This window comes from Ruegeria sp. YTSA064, assembly GCF_059610325.1.
Map to the genome: position 1 here is coordinate 296,224 of NZ_JBXWNK010000001.1, position 17,789 is coordinate 314,012.

At 55.7% G+C, this 17,789-nt stretch carries 18 protein-coding genes; 12 read left to right on the forward strand and 6 right to left on the reverse strand.

Annotated features, from left to right (window positions below):
* Positions 1–30: 30 nt before the first annotated feature.
* From AC2FI7_RS01435 to AC2FI7_RS01455, 5 genes are all read left to right on the forward strand, one after another.
* Complete coding sequence (locus tag AC2FI7_RS01435; protein WP_010439170.1) at positions 31–1,206, forward strand: S41 family peptidase; 1,176 nt, start codon at positions 31–33, stop codon at positions 1,204–1,206.
* A gap of 269 nt (positions 1,207–1,475) precedes the next feature.
* Positions 1,476–2,252, forward strand: a complete 777-nt coding sequence (locus AC2FI7_RS01440; protein ID WP_010439167.1) for an ABC transporter ATP-binding protein — start codon at positions 1,476–1,478, stop codon at positions 2,250–2,252.
* Between the two features lie 31 nt (positions 2,253–2,283).
* On the forward strand, positions 2,284–2,997 hold the full coding sequence (locus AC2FI7_RS01445) for a transporter substrate-binding domain-containing protein (RefSeq protein ID WP_010439165.1): 714 nt from the start codon (positions 2,284–2,286) through the stop codon (positions 2,995–2,997).
* Between the two features lie 75 nt (positions 2,998–3,072).
* The gene (locus AC2FI7_RS01450) at positions 3,073–3,960 is read left to right on the forward strand and encodes an ABC transporter permease (protein ID WP_029621742.1); all 888 of its coding nucleotides are present in this window, start codon (positions 3,073–3,075) and stop codon (positions 3,958–3,960) included.
* Positions 3,957–4,763, forward strand: a complete 807-nt coding sequence (locus AC2FI7_RS01455; RefSeq protein ID WP_010439160.1) for an ABC transporter permease — start codon at positions 3,957–3,959, stop codon at positions 4,761–4,763. The genes AC2FI7_RS01450 and AC2FI7_RS01455 overlap by 4 nt, the downstream gene beginning before the upstream one ends.
* Here the strand turns inward: AC2FI7_RS01455 and AC2FI7_RS01460 are convergent.
* On the reverse strand, positions 4,760–5,587 hold the full coding sequence (locus AC2FI7_RS01460) for a M90 family metallopeptidase (protein ID WP_238528765.1): 828 nt from the start codon (positions 5,585–5,587) through the stop codon (positions 4,760–4,762). The genes AC2FI7_RS01455 and AC2FI7_RS01460 overlap by 4 nt on opposite strands.
* Before the next feature lie 193 nt (positions 5,588–5,780).
* On the opposite strand from AC2FI7_RS01460, the gene AC2FI7_RS01465 reads away from it, so the two are divergent.
* From AC2FI7_RS01465 to AC2FI7_RS01485, 5 genes are all read left to right on the forward strand, one after another.
* Positions 5,781–7,100: a glutamine synthetase family protein gene (locus tag AC2FI7_RS01465; RefSeq protein WP_010439156.1), complete on the forward strand. Its 1,320-nt coding sequence runs from the start codon at positions 5,781–5,783 to the stop codon at positions 7,098–7,100.
* Positions 7,101–7,158: 58 nt separating this feature from the next.
* Positions 7,159–7,839 (forward strand): type 1 glutamine amidotransferase, encoded by a 681-nt coding sequence (locus AC2FI7_RS01470; protein ID WP_010439155.1) that lies wholly within the window; start codon positions 7,159–7,161, stop codon positions 7,837–7,839.
* Positions 7,839–9,197: a glutamine synthetase family protein gene (locus tag AC2FI7_RS01475; protein WP_010439152.1), complete on the forward strand. Its 1,359-nt coding sequence runs from the start codon at positions 7,839–7,841 to the stop codon at positions 9,195–9,197. Before AC2FI7_RS01470 ends, AC2FI7_RS01475 begins: the two co-directional genes overlap by 1 nt.
* Positions 9,198–9,209: 12 nt before the next feature.
* Complete coding sequence (locus AC2FI7_RS01480; protein WP_496815569.1) at positions 9,210–10,514, forward strand: NAD(P)/FAD-dependent oxidoreductase; 1,305 nt, start codon at positions 9,210–9,212, stop codon at positions 10,512–10,514.
* A gap of 112 nt (positions 10,515–10,626) precedes the next feature.
* Positions 10,627–11,826: a DegT/DnrJ/EryC1/StrS family aminotransferase gene (locus tag AC2FI7_RS01485; RefSeq protein WP_010439150.1), complete on the forward strand. Its 1,200-nt coding sequence runs from the start codon at positions 10,627–10,629 to the stop codon at positions 11,824–11,826.
* A gap of 2 nt (positions 11,827–11,828) precedes the next feature.
* Here the strand turns inward: AC2FI7_RS01485 and AC2FI7_RS01490 are convergent, their stop codons facing one another.
* The 4 genes from AC2FI7_RS01490 to AC2FI7_RS01505 form a co-directional block, all read right to left on the reverse strand.
* Complete coding sequence (locus AC2FI7_RS01490; RefSeq protein ID WP_010439149.1) at positions 11,829–12,590, reverse strand: trypsin-like serine peptidase; 762 nt, start codon at positions 12,588–12,590, stop codon at positions 11,829–11,831.
* An 8-nt stretch (positions 12,591–12,598) separates the two neighbouring features.
* The gene (gene phaR, locus AC2FI7_RS01495) at positions 12,599–13,153 is read right to left on the reverse strand and encodes a polyhydroxyalkanoate synthesis repressor PhaR (RefSeq protein WP_010439148.1); all 555 of its coding nucleotides are present in this window, start codon (positions 13,151–13,153) and stop codon (positions 12,599–12,601) included.
* 136 nt (positions 13,154–13,289) lie between these two features.
* Positions 13,290–13,736, reverse strand: coding sequence for a phasin family protein (locus AC2FI7_RS01500; protein WP_029621740.1), 447 nt, complete (start codon positions 13,734–13,736; stop codon positions 13,290–13,292).
* 132 nt (positions 13,737–13,868) lie between these two features.
* A complete protein-coding gene (locus AC2FI7_RS01505) occupies positions 13,869–15,671 on the reverse strand; it encodes a PHA/PHB synthase family protein (protein ID WP_496833117.1) in 1,803 nt (600 codons plus the stop codon).
* 111 nt (positions 15,672–15,782) lie between these two features.
* Here AC2FI7_RS01505 and phaZ point away from each other — a divergent pair, with 111 nt between their 5' ends.
* On the forward strand, positions 15,783–17,057 hold the full coding sequence (phaZ, locus tag AC2FI7_RS01510; RefSeq protein WP_010439145.1) for a polyhydroxyalkanoate depolymerase: 1,275 nt from the start codon (positions 15,783–15,785) through the stop codon (positions 17,055–17,057).
* On the forward strand, positions 17,054–17,638 hold the full coding sequence (locus AC2FI7_RS01515) for a DUF6151 family protein (RefSeq protein ID WP_010439144.1): 585 nt from the start codon (positions 17,054–17,056) through the stop codon (positions 17,636–17,638). Before phaZ ends, AC2FI7_RS01515 begins: the two co-directional genes overlap by 4 nt.
* A gap of 29 nt (positions 17,639–17,667) precedes the next feature.
* Here the strand turns inward: AC2FI7_RS01515 and AC2FI7_RS01520 are convergent, their stop codons facing one another.
* The gene (locus AC2FI7_RS01520; RefSeq protein WP_420794972.1) at positions 17,668–17,766 is read right to left on the reverse strand and encodes an alpha/beta fold hydrolase; all 99 of its coding nucleotides are present in this window, start codon (positions 17,764–17,766) and stop codon (positions 17,668–17,670) included.
* Between the last annotated feature and the right edge of the window lie 23 nt (positions 17,767–17,789).

Genomic DNA, 17,789 nt, shown 5'->3' on the forward strand with positions numbered 1-17,789 from the left:
ATTGACGATTGGCTATGCGCACTGTGAATCATGGCGCTGACGGAAGACCTGAAGCAAATTCTAGAAACTGCTCTGCCAACCGATCCCAGCTTTCGTCGGATCGATAAGGCCGTGATAGACAGCTGCCTTAGTGAAACCCGGCGATACGCCTCGGAGGGCTGTATCGAAGCCTTCTTGATGTCCGCGATGCGCCTATTGGCACTCCCCCAAAATGGGCACACAAGGCTGATCCCGAATGATGCGATCTCGGTGCTGCCGCTGAGGTTCGTGAACGTGGGGCGTTCAGTGCAAGTCATGGGGGCGGCACCAGGGGTAATTGCACCGCGTGGAAAATTGATCGCGATCAACGGTGCGGCTTTGAGCAAAATTGAAGCCACGGCAGAGAATTTTCTGGCGGGAACATGCCAAAGGAAAAGGGTCATCGGTCCGATCCTTTTTGCGTGGCCGTACGCTTTGGCACATTTGGGTTTTTCGTCAAACGGCAAAGCGACCGAATATCGTGTGCAGGACGAAAATGGACAGATAGCGAATCTGAAATTGGCAAATGAACATACGGTTCCCGGATCGATGCTCTACCCGAGAAACGAGCACGGCAAGGCTGATCCAGCTTGGGAGCCCGAGATTTTTGTGGAAATACAGGACTGGCAAGAGCTTGGGCTATCAATAGTGTTACCAAGCTTCTTTGATCCGAACGAAAGTGCGCTACCCAAAGCCATCTCAGCCGCAGTGGAACATGTGCGCGCCGGCTCGACCAAAACACTTCTGATTGACGTTCGCGGAAATACTGGTGGCGACTTTCTTCTAACGATGCCTTTGATCGACGCGATCTCGGAAAGCGCAAACAAGCAGGTTGTTGTGCTCGTCGATAAATTCACGTTTTCCGCAGCGATAGTGTTTGTAGCGATCCTTAGACATCGATTGGGAAACAGGCTCAAACTCATCGGGGAAGAAATGGGTGACGGATTGACGTTCTTTGCCGAGGGCGGGTTGCTCGATTTGCCGGTTAGCGGAGCGGTCGTTCGATACTCAACAGCCTTTCACGACTGGAAGAATGGAACGTCTGACGAAACCACACCGCCCGATATCGCGCGGCAAATCGTACCCGCAGGAGCACTGAGTTTAGATTTGGAATGGGTCGCACGGCCTACTGGTGAGGATGCAAACGTCGCGTTCTATCAACAAATTCTCAAAAGCGTGAACGATTAGACGAACGGCCGGTAAGTCCCGCAATGTTGGCATTGGATATCGTTCGTATGATGGTGGTGTCGATAGCCTGAGAACCGTCACTGCAAATCTCATAAGGTTACCTGTCTGTTCGCCCTAACGGCACGCAAATCGCCCAACCAACTGACAATTCTGACAGCGTCATTGGCCAAATTGGCTATTTCTCAGCGTGAACTTGTTATTTGCGCATTGCATTAGCCCGATTTTTCAGCCCTATTACCGCACCAACACCAATCATATCTGGACAGCCCGTGACAGACGCCGCTCCCGTCATCGAGATCAAGAACCTTCACAAAAGCTTTGGCCAACTTGAGGTGCTCAAGGGCGTGGATATCACCGCGCATCGCGGCGACGTTGTCTCGCTGATCGGGTCTTCAGGCTCGGGGAAATCCACCCTATTACGCTGCTGCAACCTGTTGGAAGACAGCCAAGAAGGCGAGATTCTGTTCAAAGGCGAACCTGTCCGCTGGACCGGCAGCCACAATCACCGTCGTCCCGCCGACCCCAAACAGGTGCTGCGCATCCGCACCAACCTGTCGATGGTGTTTCAGCAGTTTAATCTGTGGGCGCATATGACCATCCTGCAAAACGTGATGGAGGCCCCCGTCACCGTTCTGGGCCGAGATCGGTCTGAGGTTGAGGACAGCGCACGCAGGTATCTGGAAAAGGTCGGCATCGGCGACAAATGCGATGTTTATCCGGCACAGCTGTCGGGCGGACAGCAACAGCGCGCCGCGATCGCGCGCGGCCTGTGCATGGAACCGCAGGCGCTGCTGTTCGATGAACCGACCTCGGCGCTCGATCCCGAACTGGAACAGGAAGTGATCAAGGTGATCAAGGATCTGGCCGCGGAAGGCCGCACCATGATCATCGTGACCCACGACATGAAGATGGCTGCGGATATCTCGAGCCACGTCGTCTTCCTGCATCAGGGCCTGATCGAAGAAGAGGGCCTGCCAGAAGATCTATTCACCACCCCTGAATCCGAACGGCTTCAGGGCTTTCTCTCCGCCACTCAGGCGGCTTAATCAACGGACAGAACCAATAAGGGGAGTAACAATGAAAAACCTGATTCTGACCACTGCAGCACTGGCGCTGACCGCCGGTATCGCCATGGCCGATACCGTGCGCATGGGCACCGAGGGTGCCTATGCGCCTTGGAACTTCATCAACGACGCGGGCGAGATCGACGGTTTCGAACGTGAACTGGGCGATGAGCTGTGCAAGCGCGCGAATCTGGAATGCGAATGGGTCAAGAACGACTGGGATTCGATCATTCCGAACCTGGTGTCGGGCAACTATGACGTGATCATCGCAGGTATGTCGATCACCGACGAGCGCGACGAAGTCATCGACTTCACCCAGAACTATACGCCACCGGATCCGTCTGCCTATGTTGCGCTGTCCGATGACGTTGACGTCGCTGGTGGCGTTGTCGCAGCTCAGACCGGGACCATTCAGGCGGGTTACATTGCTGAATCCGGTGCAACTCTGGTCGAATTCGCCAGCCCTGAAGAAACCATCGCAGCCGTCCGCAACGGCGAAGCCGATGCTGTGCTGGCTGACAAATCCTTCCTCGCACCGATCGTCGAAGAAGACGGTGAGCTGAAATTTGTTGCCGATGACGTACCGCTGGGCGGTGGCGTCGGCATGGGCATCCGTGAATCGGACGGTGAACTGAAAGAAAAGTTCAACGCAGCGATCCAATCCATGAAGGACGATGGCAGCCTGAACGAGCTGATCACCAAGTGGGAAGTGTCCTCGACCTTCTGATCTGATGATCCAAGTGGCGCGCCCTGAACGCTGGGCGCGTCCCTGCAGCGCCCTTGCCAGTCTAAGAGGCCCGCCATTTTCTCGTACTGCTCCGATCCCGATACGCTGGGTACATTCCGTTGGTTCTCATGCTACCTGACCAACGGTGTCCACTGGTCGTTCTACGCCTCATTCCTCAAGGTGCTGGCCTTGCTGGCGGTCACCGCCCCGGTTGCATTAGGTTTTGGCTTTGTCGGAGCCATGGCAGCGCGCTCGCATATCCCGCCGGTTAGCTGGTTGGGCAAAGGGTATATCGCGATTGTACGCGGTGTGCCGGATATTGCTTTTTTCATGTTCTTCGTGATCGCTCTGGATCAGGGTTTTGAGTGGGTAAGACACAAGATTCTCTGCCCCGACTGGACCGATCCGATCCGTCAGGGCAACGATTTCCTCGTCTGCCAGGCCGCCAAACTGCCACTGGGCAGCGCCCCTGAATGGGTGCACGAAACCTATGGTTTTTTCCTCGCGGTCATCACATTTTCCATTGTGTTCGGCGCTTTCGCTGCCAACGTCTTGTTCGGCGGCATGCGCGCCGTGCCGCATGCGCAGCTGGAAACGGCAGAAGCCTACGGCATGACCCGACGCCAGACATTCTGGAAAATCCTTGTTCCTCAAATGTGGGTCTATGCCCTGCCCGGTCTGTCCAACCTTTGGATGGTGTTGATCAAGGCGACCCCCCTGCTGTTCCTGCTGGGGGTCGAAGATATCGTCTATTGGGCCCGCGAATTGGGCGGCACAAAAACTTCGAAATTCACGCAGTACCCCCATGGCGATTGGCGCATGTGGTACTTCCTTGGATTGCTGATCTTTTACCTTGGTATGACGCGTTTCTCGGAACTCGGGCTTGAAAAACTGATGCGTCGCCTGTCCCACGGTCAGGCAACATCCGGCGGAGAGCTTCTGCGTAAGGAGACCACCGCATGAGCTGCATCCAGACCATACAGGATTATGGCCTCCGTTCGCTTGGCTTCGGTGAACGCCTTCTGCCCAAGACCGATTTCACATTGTGTGAGCAGTTTACCCTGATCGGCTCGGGCATGATCTGGAACGTCTATTTCGGCGCGATGGCGCTGGCGACCGGGTTCTTTTTGGCCACTGCACTGGCCGTTGGAAAAGCATCCACCAACAAATGGCTGCGCAAACCGTCCGAGTGGTTCATCTTCCTGTTCCGGGGGTCGCCGCTCTTCATTCAGTTCTTCTTTGCATATTTCTTCTTCCTGTCACTGAAGAAAACTTACCCGATGTTTGACGCTCTGACCTCGGCTTGGCTGGGCGCCCTGATTGTGCTGTTCCTGAACACAGCCGCCTATTCGGGCGAGATCTTCTATGGCGCCCTACGCTCGATCCCCAAGGGAGATATTGAAGCGGCAGATGCCTACGGCATGTCGGGCTGGTCCCGGTTCCGCCGCATCGTCTGGCCCACCATGCTGCGGTTGGCATGGCCCGCCTATACGAACGAGGCGATCTTTCTGTTCCACGCAACTACGCTGGTCTTCTTCTCGGCCTTCCCGGCCTGGCAGCAAAGGGGCGATGCGCTGTACTACGCCAGCTATTTCGCGGACAAGACGTTCAACCCGTTCATCCCCTACCCGATTCTGGCATTCTATTTCATCCTGTTGACGCTGGTGATCGTTTGGGGGTTTGGCATGATCAACAAACGCCTGAACCGCCACCTGCCAGCCGAGCGAAAAGCAAAGATGCGGTTCCGCCTGAACCTTGCCCGCTAAGCCCAGTCCACTGGATTGAGTCGGAACAGTTTCGAAAGCTGCTCGTAGACTTCTGGCACCTCGTGCTTCAACGCACGGGGGCGCTCGAAGAATACTTCGACCGAGACCGCAAAGAACTCTTCATGCCCCGTCGCACCATAGGGGTCGATTACCGTACGCCGCCCGCTCTCAACAGCGTGGACATGCGCGTCATAGGCGGTCAGGAAAACCTTTTCCCATTCGGCAAAACTCTGCCCTTCGCTCAGGATCGGCACACCATTCGTACCTCCGGACAGATCATCAATCTGATGCGCAAATTCGTGTAGCACCACATTCTGCCCATCGCGATCATCCAGCGCGCCCTGCCGACTGTGTGCCCATGACAAAATGACCGGCCCGCGATCCCAGCTTTCGCCGGTTCTCACGATCTCTTTCTCAGACACGACATAACCCGAGCGTCGCTGCTGCTTTGACTTGAACGCATTGGGATAGATCAGGATCGTCGTCAGGTTATCGTACCATAGGTCACTGTTGATCACGAGCAGACAGGCTTGCGCCGCAATCGACAGCTCCATCTCTTCGGTCACTTCCAACCCGTCGCAGCCATAAAAGCTGACCTGATCCAGAAACAGATTCACTTTGCCATCCAGGTGGCTGCGCAATGAGGCGGGTAGCCGCCGGATGATGGGCACCTGTTGTTCGATGATGTCACCCTGATGCGAGGTCAGATGGGTCGCCAGCAGTGCCGCGCGGGCCTGCTTTTTGGACCAGAGATAATAGCCGATCCCGCCAGCGATCAGTAATGCAGTAGTAAGAAAGATGAACATACCCGAGACTATAGGCATCACCGCTCCGGGCACAATCAGGTGCCTAACTGTTGTACAACTCGGAAGAAAGCGGTTTTGATCCCTGTACAAGTTGGAAGATTTCCAGCTTCGGCCCTCATCGCAAAAAGCGTTGACTCATAATTTGATCAAATTTAGTGACAAGGCGCCAATCCTGATTTAAACCTCTCGTGACAAGACCACGGAGCCCCCAATGGACCTGAGCGCCCTGCACACATTTCGCGTCGCCGCCTGTGACCTGAACGGACAGATGCGCGGCAAACGCGTGCCGCCCTCCTATGCCAGCAAGCTGGATAAGGGGGCTGTTCGAATGCCGTTCTCAGCGCTCAATGTCGATCTTTGGGGAGCCGATATTGATGGCAGCCCGCTGGTCTTCGAAAGCGGAGATGCCGATGGCGTCCTACGTCCGACGGGGCGGGGCCCAGTTCCGGTGCCCTGGCTCGACACAGCCACGGCTCTGGTGCCCATGTGCCTTTATCATGATGATGGAACTCCCTTTGCGGGCGATCCCCGGCACGCGCTATCTGCTGTACTGGACCGCTATGCAGAACGAGGCTGGTCGGTTGTTGCCGCCACTGAGCTGGAATTCACTCTGCTCGACGCTTCAGGCGACCAACCGCAAGCTCCTATCAACCCGGTCACCGGCCGCAGACTGCAGGACGAGGCCGTTCTATCGATGGCCGAGATGGATGCCTTTGATGCGTTCTTCACCGATCTTTACGATGGCTGCACCGCAATGGGCATCCCGGCCCAAACCGCCATTTCTGAGAGCGGGATTGGTCAATTTGAGATCAACCTGAATCATCAGGACGCCTTGCGCTGCGCCGATGATACGTGGCTTTTCAAAGGCTTGACGCGTGGTCTTGCACGAAAACACGGATTCACTGCGACCTTCATGGCCAAACCTTACGCCGAGGATGCTGGCAACGGGATGCATGTGCACTTCTCGGTTATAGACGCTGATGGCCAAAATATCTTTGACGACGGGGGGGCCGAAGGCACCGAATTGCTGCGCTCAGCGGTTGCGGGATGTCTGGCCGCAATGCCCGGCTCAACCCTGATCTTCGCGCCGCACGGAAACTCTTACACACGGCTTGTACCCGGCGCGCATGCCCCCACTGGTGCCAGTTGGGCCTATGAGAACCGCACAGCCGCCCTGCGCATTCCGGGCGGTGCCCCTGCCGCCCGACGGATCGAACATCGCGTCGCTGGGGGAGACATCAACCCCTATCTCATGCTGGCCGCCGTGCTAGGTGCCGCGCTGCTTGGTATAGAGGACGCCTTGCAGCCACCTGCTCCGATATCCGGAAATGCTTATGAGGTTGCAGACCTTCCGCAGCTTGCTCCCGACTGGTCCTCGGCAATTTCCGCATTTGAGACAGACCGGTTGGTTGCGCGCATCTTCCCTGCTGACCTGATCCGCTACATGGCGATGACAAAACGGCAGGAAATCGCACGCTTCGCAGAGCGGCCCCCAGAAAGCCACTGGCTTAGCTATCTCGAGAGCGTATGAGCCTCTTGCCCGCCTCGTTCTGCTCCGCTAGAATAAATTTGATCAAATTTGGTGAACTATGAAAATCGGCATCCTTGTAACCGGCCACCCACCCGACGAATTGTATGATCAATTCGGGGAATATGATGGAATGTTTCGTGCATTGCTGGGCGGCAACGGCTTCGAATTCCAGACATATGCAGTCGTCGATGGCGAGTTTCCTGAGGACGCACATCAGGCGGATGGATGGGTCATCACGGGCTCACGCCATGGTGCTTACGAAGATCACCCGTGGATACCACCGCTCGAGCAATTGATCCGGGACATTCAGAAAACCGGAAACCCGCTGATCGGTGTCTGCTTTGGTCACCAGATCATCGCGCAAGCCCTTGGTGGAAAAGTGGAAAAGTTCAAAGATGGTTGGGCCATTGGACGCACCGATTATCGTTTTGGCGATCAATCCGTCTCCCTGAACGCATGGCATCAGGATCAGGTGACCCAACTGCCCGAAGGTGCTGTGGTCACTGGCACGAATGACTTTTGCCAAAACGCCATGGTCACTTATGGCGATACGATCTGGACCGTGCAGGCCCATCCTGAATATGGAAATGACTTCATTCAGGGCTTGATGGAGACCCGAGGCAAAGGTGTGGTTCCTGATGCGTTGATGCAGGCGGCCGCGAACCGGCATGATGCCCCGGATGACAATGCCAAAATCGGTCGCCACATGGCAGAATTCCTAAAGAAAGCGAGGGCCTAATGGCCGACTGGACAGATCAACTGCCTGAAGCGGCACGCACCTACTTTGAAGGCAAACGGCTGGATGAGGTTGAATGCATCATCTCTGACCTGCCCGGCATCGCCCGCGGCAAGGCGGTCCCGGCGTCAAAGTTTGCCAAGCAATCCTATTTTCACCTACCCGACAGCATTTTCTACCAGACCATCACAGGGGATTGGGGCGAAGCTGCAGGTGAGGACGGTTTCATTGAGCGGGACATGATCCTGAAACCCGACTTCTCAACTGCGTCGGCCGCTCCTTGGACGGGCGACTGGACCTTGCAGGTGATTCACGACGCGTTCGACCGAGATGGCGAGCCGATCCCTTTCAGCCCCCGCAATGTGCTCAAACGCGTTGTGAAGATGTATCACGACAAAGGTTGGAAGCCGGTTGTCGCCCCTGAGATGGAATTTTTCCTTGTCGCGCCGAATGTAGACCCGGCGCAAGGGATCAAGCCGATGATGGGCCGCTCGGGCCGTCCGGCGGCGGCGCGGCAGGCCTATTCGATGACGGCGGTCGATGAGTTCGGGCCGGTGATCGACGACATCTACGACTTTGCCGAGTTTCAGGGGTTTGAAATCGACGGGATCACGCAAGAAGGCGGGGCCGGGCAGTTGGAGATCAATCTGCGTCATGGCGATCCTGTAAAACTGGCCGATGAGGTATTCTACTTCAAACGTCTGATCCGCGAAGCCGCGCTGCGTCATAACTGCTTTGCAACATTCATGGCGAAACCGATCGAGGATGAGCCGGGCTCGGCCATGCACATCCATCACTCAATTATCGATATGGAATCGGGTCAGAATATTTTCTCGGGCCCTCAGGGCGGAGAAACGGACGCCTTCTACAACTTCATCGCCGGCTTGCAAAACCACCTGCCCGCAGGGCTTGCGGTGATGGCGCCGTATGTGAATTCTTATCGCCGCTACGTCAAAGACCACGCGGCTCCGATCAATCTGGAGTGGGCGCGCGACAACCGCACAACCGGCATTCGCGTACCTCTGTCCGGCCCCGAGGCGCGACGGGTCGAGAATCGCATCGCAGGCATGGACTGCAACCCTTATCTGGGCATCGCATTGTCACTGGCCTGCGGCTATTTGGGGCTGACTCAGCAAGAACGCCCACGCCGCCAATTCTACGGTGACGCCTATGAAGGCGACGGCGATATCCCTCAGATCATGGGTGAAGCCCTGGACTTGTTTGATGAAGCAACAGCCCTGCACGAAGTTCTGGGTCCTGAATTCGCCCGCGTCTACGGCATCGTCAAGCGTGCTGAGTACGAAGAGTTCTTGCAGGTCATTTCCCCGTGGGAACGCGAGCATCTGCTGATGAACGTCTAAGGCAACGACGCGATGAACCTGCTGTATTCCAATGATCGCAAGGCGGAGTACCCGCCGAGCTGGTACGCCGCGACTGCGCATCCATTCGACCGCTATCCGGCACTTGTAGGCGACCACACCGCGGACGTCTGCATTGTCGGGGGCGGATATACGGGCCTTTCGGCCGCTTTGCATTTAGCTGAGGCCGGGTTCGATGTTGTCCTGCTCGAAGCTCACCGCGCGGGCTTTGGCGCTTCGGGTCGCAACGGAGGCCAACTGGGCAGCGCACAGCGGATGGACCAGGAGGATCTTGAGCGGCTCGTTGGCGATGACGACGCCTTAAAGCTTTGGGATCTGGCCGAAGATGCAAAGGATCTGGTCAAATCACTGATCTCAAAGCATCAGATCGACTGCGATCTGAAGCCAGGAATTGCGGTTCTGGGCTTCAACGACTCGGAGCGCGCTGAGCTACATGATCACGCGGCGCATCTGTCGGGCAGATACAAATACGACCAAATCGAAGCCCTGGATGCCGATGCTGCGCGCGGGCTTTGTCCCTCACCTGCCTATGCGGGTGGGTATCTGGACAATGGTGCGGCGCATTTGCATCCGTTGAACTATGCGCTTGGCCTCGCGCGCGCCGCGGTCGGAGCGGGGTTACGACTGCATGAAGACACCGAGGTTCTTGGCATCGATCAGGGCGCTCGCGTGACTGTGCGCACGGAAAAAGGCAAGATCACCGCAGATAACGTTATTCTGGCCTGCAACGGATATCTCGGCGATCTGAACCGGCAAGTTGCATCGCGTGTGATGCCCATCAACAATTTCATCACGGCAACCGAGCCATTGGGCGCCGAGGCGCAAAAGGTATTGGCCAAGGATATCGCCGTTGCTGACACGAAATTCGTGGTGAACTACTTCCGGTTAAGTGCAGATGGAAGGCTGCTGTTTGGGGGTGGCGAAAGCTATGGTTATCGTTTCCCCGAGGACATCGCCGCCAAGGTGCGCAAACCGATGACCGAGATTTACCCGCATCTGCGAGACGTCAAGATTGACTATGCTTGGGGTGGAACCCTCGGTATCACCATGCGGCGTATGCCCTACCTCGCCCGGATCGCACCGAATATCCTGTCCGCCTCGGGTTATTCCGGTCACGGCGTTGGCACTGCGACCCATGCGGGGCAACTAATGGCACTGGCGATTCAGGGACAGGCTGAGGGGTTTGATACCATGGCCCGCGTTCCTGCGCTGCCATTCCCTGGTGGACCCGCATTGCGAACGCCCCTGTTGATCTTGGCGATGACTTGGTACGCGACGCGCGACAGGCTGGGTATCTGAACACATTCCATACGACGAATTGGTGAAATCTCGCTGACGATGCGAATTGGGACTTGGCTTGTCAGAGCATCGAATTTATATTTCCCAAAGATAAAATTCGGGAAATCCAAATATGACGCTTGTACCCAACGTTCATGAAGCCGAACCTATCCCCGCAGCCGCAAGAGACGCCATCGACGCCCTGATGAAGTCAGGCGATCTGTTCCGCTATACCGCCCCGCAGGATGCGCCTGTCGCCCTGCTGGAAACAGAATTCGCAGAACTACTTGGCACGAAATACGCGCTCGCTGTTTCGTCCTGTTCCGCAGCACTATTTCTGTCGCTCAAAGCGTTGGGCTTACCCCGCGATGCGCGGGTTCTGATTCCCGGATTTACCTTTGCGGCCGTGCCGTCTTCAATCGTGCACGCGGATTGCATTCCGGTTCTGTGCGAAGTCGGCGACAATTATCGCGTCGATGTGGCCGACTTCGCCGCCAAGCTCGACAGCGTGCAGGCGGTGATCATCAGCCACATGCGCGGCCATACTTCGGATATAGACGCCATCATGGAGTTGTGTGACGCACTCGATATCCCTGTGATCGAAGACGCGGCCCATTCACTGGGCACAACCTGGCATGGGCGTAATATTGGCACTATCGGCAAGGTAGGCTGCTTCTCGTTCCAGTCTTACAAGATGATCAACGCCGGTGAAGGTGGCATTCTGGTTAGCGATGATGCTGATCTGGTTGCTCAGGCGGTCATCATGTCGGGTGCGTACGAGCATAACTGGAAAAAACACTCGGGCTCGTCAGAGCTGGAACAGGCCTTTGCCAAATGGCAGAACCGATTGCCACTGTATAACTTGCGCATGAGCAACCTCAGCGCCGCAGTCATTCGCCCGCAAATCCCCGAACTGGCCCGCCGAGTGCGCGACGGGCTGGCAAACCATGACTATGTGGCTGATCGACTGAACACGTCGCCCTATATCGATGTCCCTGCCCCTCTGGCGCCCGAGCAGCGCGCACCGGATTCAATCCAGTTTAATCTGGTTGACCTTAACGACGAAGAAATTCGCGCCTTCGCCGCTGCTGCCGAAGCGCGTGGCGTCAAAGTGCAGGTGTTTGGCATGAGTCAGGACAATGCCCGCGCCTTCTGGAACTGGCAGTTCCTGCCCGAGCAGTTTGATCTGCCGCAGACCCGCGCAATGTTGATGAAGGCCTGTGATGTGCGCCTGCCTGTGCGCCTGACACGCGAAGAGCTGGACGTCATTGCCGACATCCTACTGGCCTCGATTGGTGAAGTTGTTGGTCCGATGCCGGTTTATGGCACCTAGCTCTAACGCCTGCCCAGATCGAACTCCTGTATAGACAGAAACAATGCATCAATCCCATCGGGGGTTGGTGCAATACGCGATAGTATTCCTGCAACGGCGAGGCCCGCATCGGTTTGTACGAGGAACGGTGCACCAGAATCTCCCATCATGACCGGGCAAATCCCATGGAAAAGCCCATCACCTGACGGGTTTGGGGCACATGAGCCCGTTTGACTCAGCACATGCGGGCGCAATCCGGGGTACCCTACGACCGAACCGACCCTCTCAGCGGTCTGGAAAATCGAGAAAAAGCCCAACTGGACTCCAATCGGCTGGTCCAGTTCCAATACGGCCCAATCCAGATCAGCGCGATTGTTGAAACGACCACCGACACCCTGCTCTGCATCAAGCCGGTAGGCAGTGACGGATGAGACAGCAATGGCCTCACCGCGTTGATAACCCGATGCAAAGCGGATGCTGCCAGGAGGGATCCAGCGCTGACGGGCAGTGTTGAACAGACAATGCGCTGCGGTCAGAACCAAATGTTCAGCGACAAGAACACCCGTGCAGTGCGACCGTTGGCTACGACTGGCAAAGTTGACGCGCCCTATCGCGCGCCAAGGTTCAGTCGAAGCGTCCAGAATTTCGCGCGCGCGGATATCATCGCAGCCCGCAGCGGTATCGTGTCCTAATGTGCAGACAGGTTCCCAGATCGACGTGAACTGCCCTTGTGCTGCAGTCTGGGATGCCCAAAGCACCGCGCACAGCACAAACAGCCAACGCATCGGTAAAATCAGCTCAGCTTTGAAAGCTTCTGCTGCAAATCGGCAAGCTGCTTCTTGATGTCGTCCAGATCTTCTTTCGGCTCGGACGGTGCCTCAGGCTCTTGCTCGGGGCTGGACCAGTTGCCAGCCAAGCCCCCGGTCATTGCCTTCAGGAAAGCCTTTTGCTGCGCCTGCATCGCGTCGAAACCCGGCATCTGTGACATCGGGTTCATCGCATTCATGTTTTCCATCATCTTGGACTGGCTTTCACGCAGCATCTCGAACGAGCTCTGCAGGAATTGTGGCATCATGCCCCCGCCCGGCACCATGTAGCTACGGACCAGATCATTCAGGACGTTGACCGGCAGCACATTCTCGCCACGGCTTTCGTGTTCGGCAATGATTTGAAGCAGATATTGGCGGGTCAGATCATCGCCGGTTTTCAGGTCGATGATCTGCACTTCACGCCCGTCGCGAATAAAGCCCGCGATATCTTCAAGCGTCACGTAATCGCTAGTCTCAGTATTATACAGCCGACGGCTGGCATAACGCTTGATCAGCAGAGGTTTTTCTTGTTCCGACACCCTGTACCCTCCCCAAGGATGATGCGTTGCAGCAGAGGTTATGCGACTGCAGAACAAAAAGAAAGGGCAGGTCAAGCGACCTGCCCGCAGCGATTGCACCATTTGGGAGGAATGGGTGCTAAGTCGCAGTCTTATCTTACTTTGCAGTTGCTGCTTTCTTTGCTGCAGCAGTCACCTCGTTGGTGGCTTTTTTGACAGCTGCAGTTGCATCTTCTGCAGCGTCTTTGCCAGCCGCCATCAGCAGCTCAACGGTTTCGGTCTGAACTTTTTTCGCAATCTCAGCGAAAGCAGCCAGGTTTTCAGCAGCAACTTCAGCCGACGCGCTTGCGAAGTCGGTTGCGGCTTTTGCGTAATCTGCAGGCTCGGTTTTTGCTTTCGACATCTCGGTCAGTTTGGCCAGAGTTTCTTTGGTCCATTTGTTCGAGATTTCAGCCGATTTTTCAGCTGCGTCCAGAGCAACACCCGACAGCTTTTCGTTCAGCGAAGCGGTCGATTTGAATGCGTCTTCCAGAGCGGTTGTGTCAACCGGGAACGCGCCCATCATGTCTTTCAGGGTCGCGGTAAAGTCTTGGGTCTTTGCCATTGTCCTAAATCCTTCTAGCCGTTCCGGGCCCACCCCGGTTCTCATCAGCTTGAAGGCAATATGATTGCTGCATCGCAGCATTGCAAGTTTTTTCTTGCTGCGATGCAGAAAATTTTGAGTTTCAAAGTGATATCAGCGGTTTGCCTTGACCAAAACATAGGTCCCCGGAGCCGGACATAAGCGCGGATGATCCGAATCGCCGGTATCCCGGGCCGGAACCTGCTTGCCTGACCGCTTCTTCAACCACGCTTCCCACATCGGCCACCACGAACCTTCGTGGAAGTCAGCCTCTTTCAGCCAGGTCTCAGCATCCGCTTTAAGATCAGGGTTGGTATAGTGGCCGTATTTCTTCTTACTGGGCGGATTGACGATGCCTGCGATATGACCGGACTCAGACACGACAAAGGATTTTGATTTCGAACCCATCTGCTGCACACCGCGATAGCAGTCTTTCCAGGCGGCAATATGGTCTGTTTCACAGGTAATCGCCATAAGCGGCACATCCACATCTTTGATATGCAGCTTCTGCCCCAGCAATTCGAACCCGTCCGTCACGAAACCATTGCCCTGACATAAACCGCGCAGATACTGGATCGCCATCTTTCCTGGCAGATTGGCCCCATCACCGTTCCAGTAAAGCAGATCGAAGGCGGGCGGTGTCTCACCCATCATGTAGCTGCGGATCGCCGGTGTGTAGATCAGATCCCGTGAACGCAGGAAAGACATCGTCCGGCCAATGATCCAGGCCTTCAGCACGCCGTCTTTTGAAACCTGATCTTCGATCCCATCTACGAAATCGTTTTGCAGGAACGGCGTAAATTCTCCCTGCTCGCCAAAATCCGTCAGAGTTGTGAAGAAGGTAGCCGATTTGACCGATTTGTCGCCGCGTTGCTTCATTAGCGAAAGGGTTAGGCTGAGTGTCGTTCCAGCAATGCAGTAGCCTACCGCGTTGACCTGCTTGACCTTGCAGATTTTCTTGGCCTCTTCGATGGCAGTCAGAAACCCTTCCTGAATATAGTCTTCCATCCCGATATCAGCATGAGAGCTGTCGGCATTGACCCAGCTGACCACAAACAGGGTATAGCCCTGCTCGGTCACCCATTTAATCAAGCTGTTCTGAGCCTTCAGGTCGAGGATATAGAATTTGTTGATCCAGGGCGGGAACAGAACGATCGGGGTTTCATGCACCGTCTCGGTCACCGGTTTATATTGTATCAGTTCCATCATCCGATTGCGGTAAACGACGTCTCCAGGCGTTGTCGCGATATTGCCACCGATCTCAAAGGCGCTTTCGTCGGCGAGCCGGACAACCATCTCGCCGTCATTGGCCTCAAGATCGGATACGAGGTTTTCAAGCCCTTGTATTAATGACTGACCTTCAGTCTCGACGGCTTTCTCCAGCGCATCGGGGTTGGTGGCCAGAAAATTCGTCGGCGCCATCATATCGATGATCTGTTGCGAGAAATAACGCAGGCGCTGTTTGTCTTTGGTATCTAGGTCATCAACAGATGCGACAGCCTGAGCGATCGCATCAGCATTGGCCTGGTATTGCTGGCGGATCAAGCGGAAATAGGGGTTGGTGTCCCACATCGGGTTGGAAAACCGCTTATCTTTGACTGGGGCGTCCGGCTCTTCGCTTTCGCCAGAAGTCATCGCTTTCTGCGCTTCGGCAAAGTTGAGTACTGACTTTCCCCAATACTCAATCTGTTGTTCCAGCAGCTTTGAGGGGTTTTGCATGACATCGGCCCAATAGGCTGTTGCTGCTTTTGCAAAAAGCTCTTGATTCGGGCCGTCTAACGCAGGGGTATGCGGCGTTTTTCCCGCCATGACTTCGACGAGGCGTTTGGACAATTCTTCGACTTTGCCCATATTTTCTTTAAGTCGTTCAATATGTTCTTCAGTCAATTCTGGCGTCTGGTCGTCGGTAGTTGTCATTTTAACAATTCCCCCCTAGTCTCGCTGCTGTGCAGAATAACGTCGTAGGCGTCGGGGGGCAAAGCGGCGAATGGTCCGAATTCTCAGGCTGATACTCAGGAGGCACATTCGATGCGCTACATGATGACTTACGACCTGATGGAAACCATGCGTAACACCAACCAATGGCTTGGTGCAACCGCCAGCGCGATGGCGTCCTATCCCCTGTTTTCGATGACACCCAATCCGGCCTTCAACTGGATGGCAGCCTGGGGTGAAGTAACCGAGCGAACATTCCAACGTATGGTCGTCAAACCCGATTGGGGTATTCGCACCTTCACCTGCGAAGATGGCAAGGACCATTTGGTCGATGTCACAACAGTGCTTGAGCGCCCGTTCGGCGACCTGATCCACTTCCGCGTCAACGGGCGTGAAGAGCAGCCTCGCAAAGTTCTGCTGGTGGCACCCATGTCGGGCCATTATGCGACGCTGCTGCGCTCGACCGTCAAAAGCTTGTTGGTCAATTGCGAGGTTTACATCACCGATTGGCATAATGCGCGCGATATCCCTGTGTCCGAAGGCAAGTTCGATGTTGAGGATTACACCCTCTACCTTGTCGATTTTATGAAAGAACTCGGGCCCGACACACACGTTGTCGCCGTTTGCCAGCCTGCCCCTCTGACATTGGCCGCAACCGCCTATCTGGCCGAAGTCGAACCAAAAGCGCAGCCCAGCACACTGACCTTGATCGGTGGGCCGGTCGATCCGGATGCGACCCCAACCGAGGTCACGGATTTTGGTCGCCGCGTTACAATGGGCCAACTGGAAGAAACCATGATCCAGCGCGTTGGTTTCAAATACAAAGGGGTCGGTCGCATGGTCTATCCCGGCCTGCTGCAACTTGCCTCGTTCATGTCGATGAATGCCGAGCGTCATAGCAAGGCGTTTTCGGACCAAATCCAGCGGGTGATCCGGGATGAAGCTTCGGATCACGATGCCCACAATCGGTTCTATGATGAATATCTTGCCGTGATGGACATGACGGCCGAGTTCTACCTTTCAACCGTCGAACGGGTCTTTAAGAACCGCGAGATTGCGCGGAACGAATTTGTTGTCGCCGGACACAAGGTGGATATCGGCAAGATTACCGATGTCGCCGTGAAATCGGTTGAAGGCGCGAACGACGATATCTCGGCACCCGGTCAGTGCATTGCAGCGCTTGATTTGTGCACCGGCCTGCCGGACAGCAAAAAAGCCAGCCATGTCGAACCTGGCGCTGGCCATTATGGTATTTTCGCGGGCCGCAGCTGGCGTGACAACATCCGCCCGCTTGTGATTGATTTCATGAATGAAAACAGCCGCAAGAAACCACGCCGTCGCGCCGCCAATAGCAACAAAGTGGCATGAGCGGCACCGCAGCCAAGGAACTTTCCTTCAGCTGTGACTGCGGCGCGCTTTCTGGCCGCATCACAGAGCGCGGCGTCAAATCAGGTACGCATGTCGTCTGCTTCTGCCATGATTGTCGCGCAGCCCAGCTTTATTTCAAACAGCCAGACCCGGCCCCCGGTCCTGTCGACATTTTTCAGATGGCCCCGGAAGAAATCGAGTTAGACCGAGGAGCCGAGCACTTGGCTTTGATGCAGCTTAGTCCCAAGGGCATGTTGCGGTGGTATGCCAAATGCTGCAACGCGCCATTGGCAACAACGCCATTGACCCCCAAATTTCCATTCGCGGGGGTTATTGTGAAACGCATCCCCGACAGCAACAGTCTTGGTCCCGTTACCACACGCGGATTTGTGCCCGGGCCTGATGGCAAACAATCTCATGAAAAAATTCGCTACGCGGCCATGGGATTGCTGAAGCGGGTTCTAAAATCGCGCCTGTCGGGAAGCTGGAAGAAAACACCGTTTTTCGATTCCGAGACGGGCACCCCCGTTGCTCAACCGACCATTTTAACAAAAGAAGAACGCGCAGCTTTCTACGACTAGGTCAGCCGTAGCGGAGTTTGAACCCAGTCCTACAGCGTTTCAGTTACTGTGTCAGGAGCTTCCAGTGTTGGGAAATGTCCAGCTCCATCAATTACATGCAGCACCGCATCCGGAATGAGATCTGCCACGAAAGCGTGTTTCCGCACCGTGT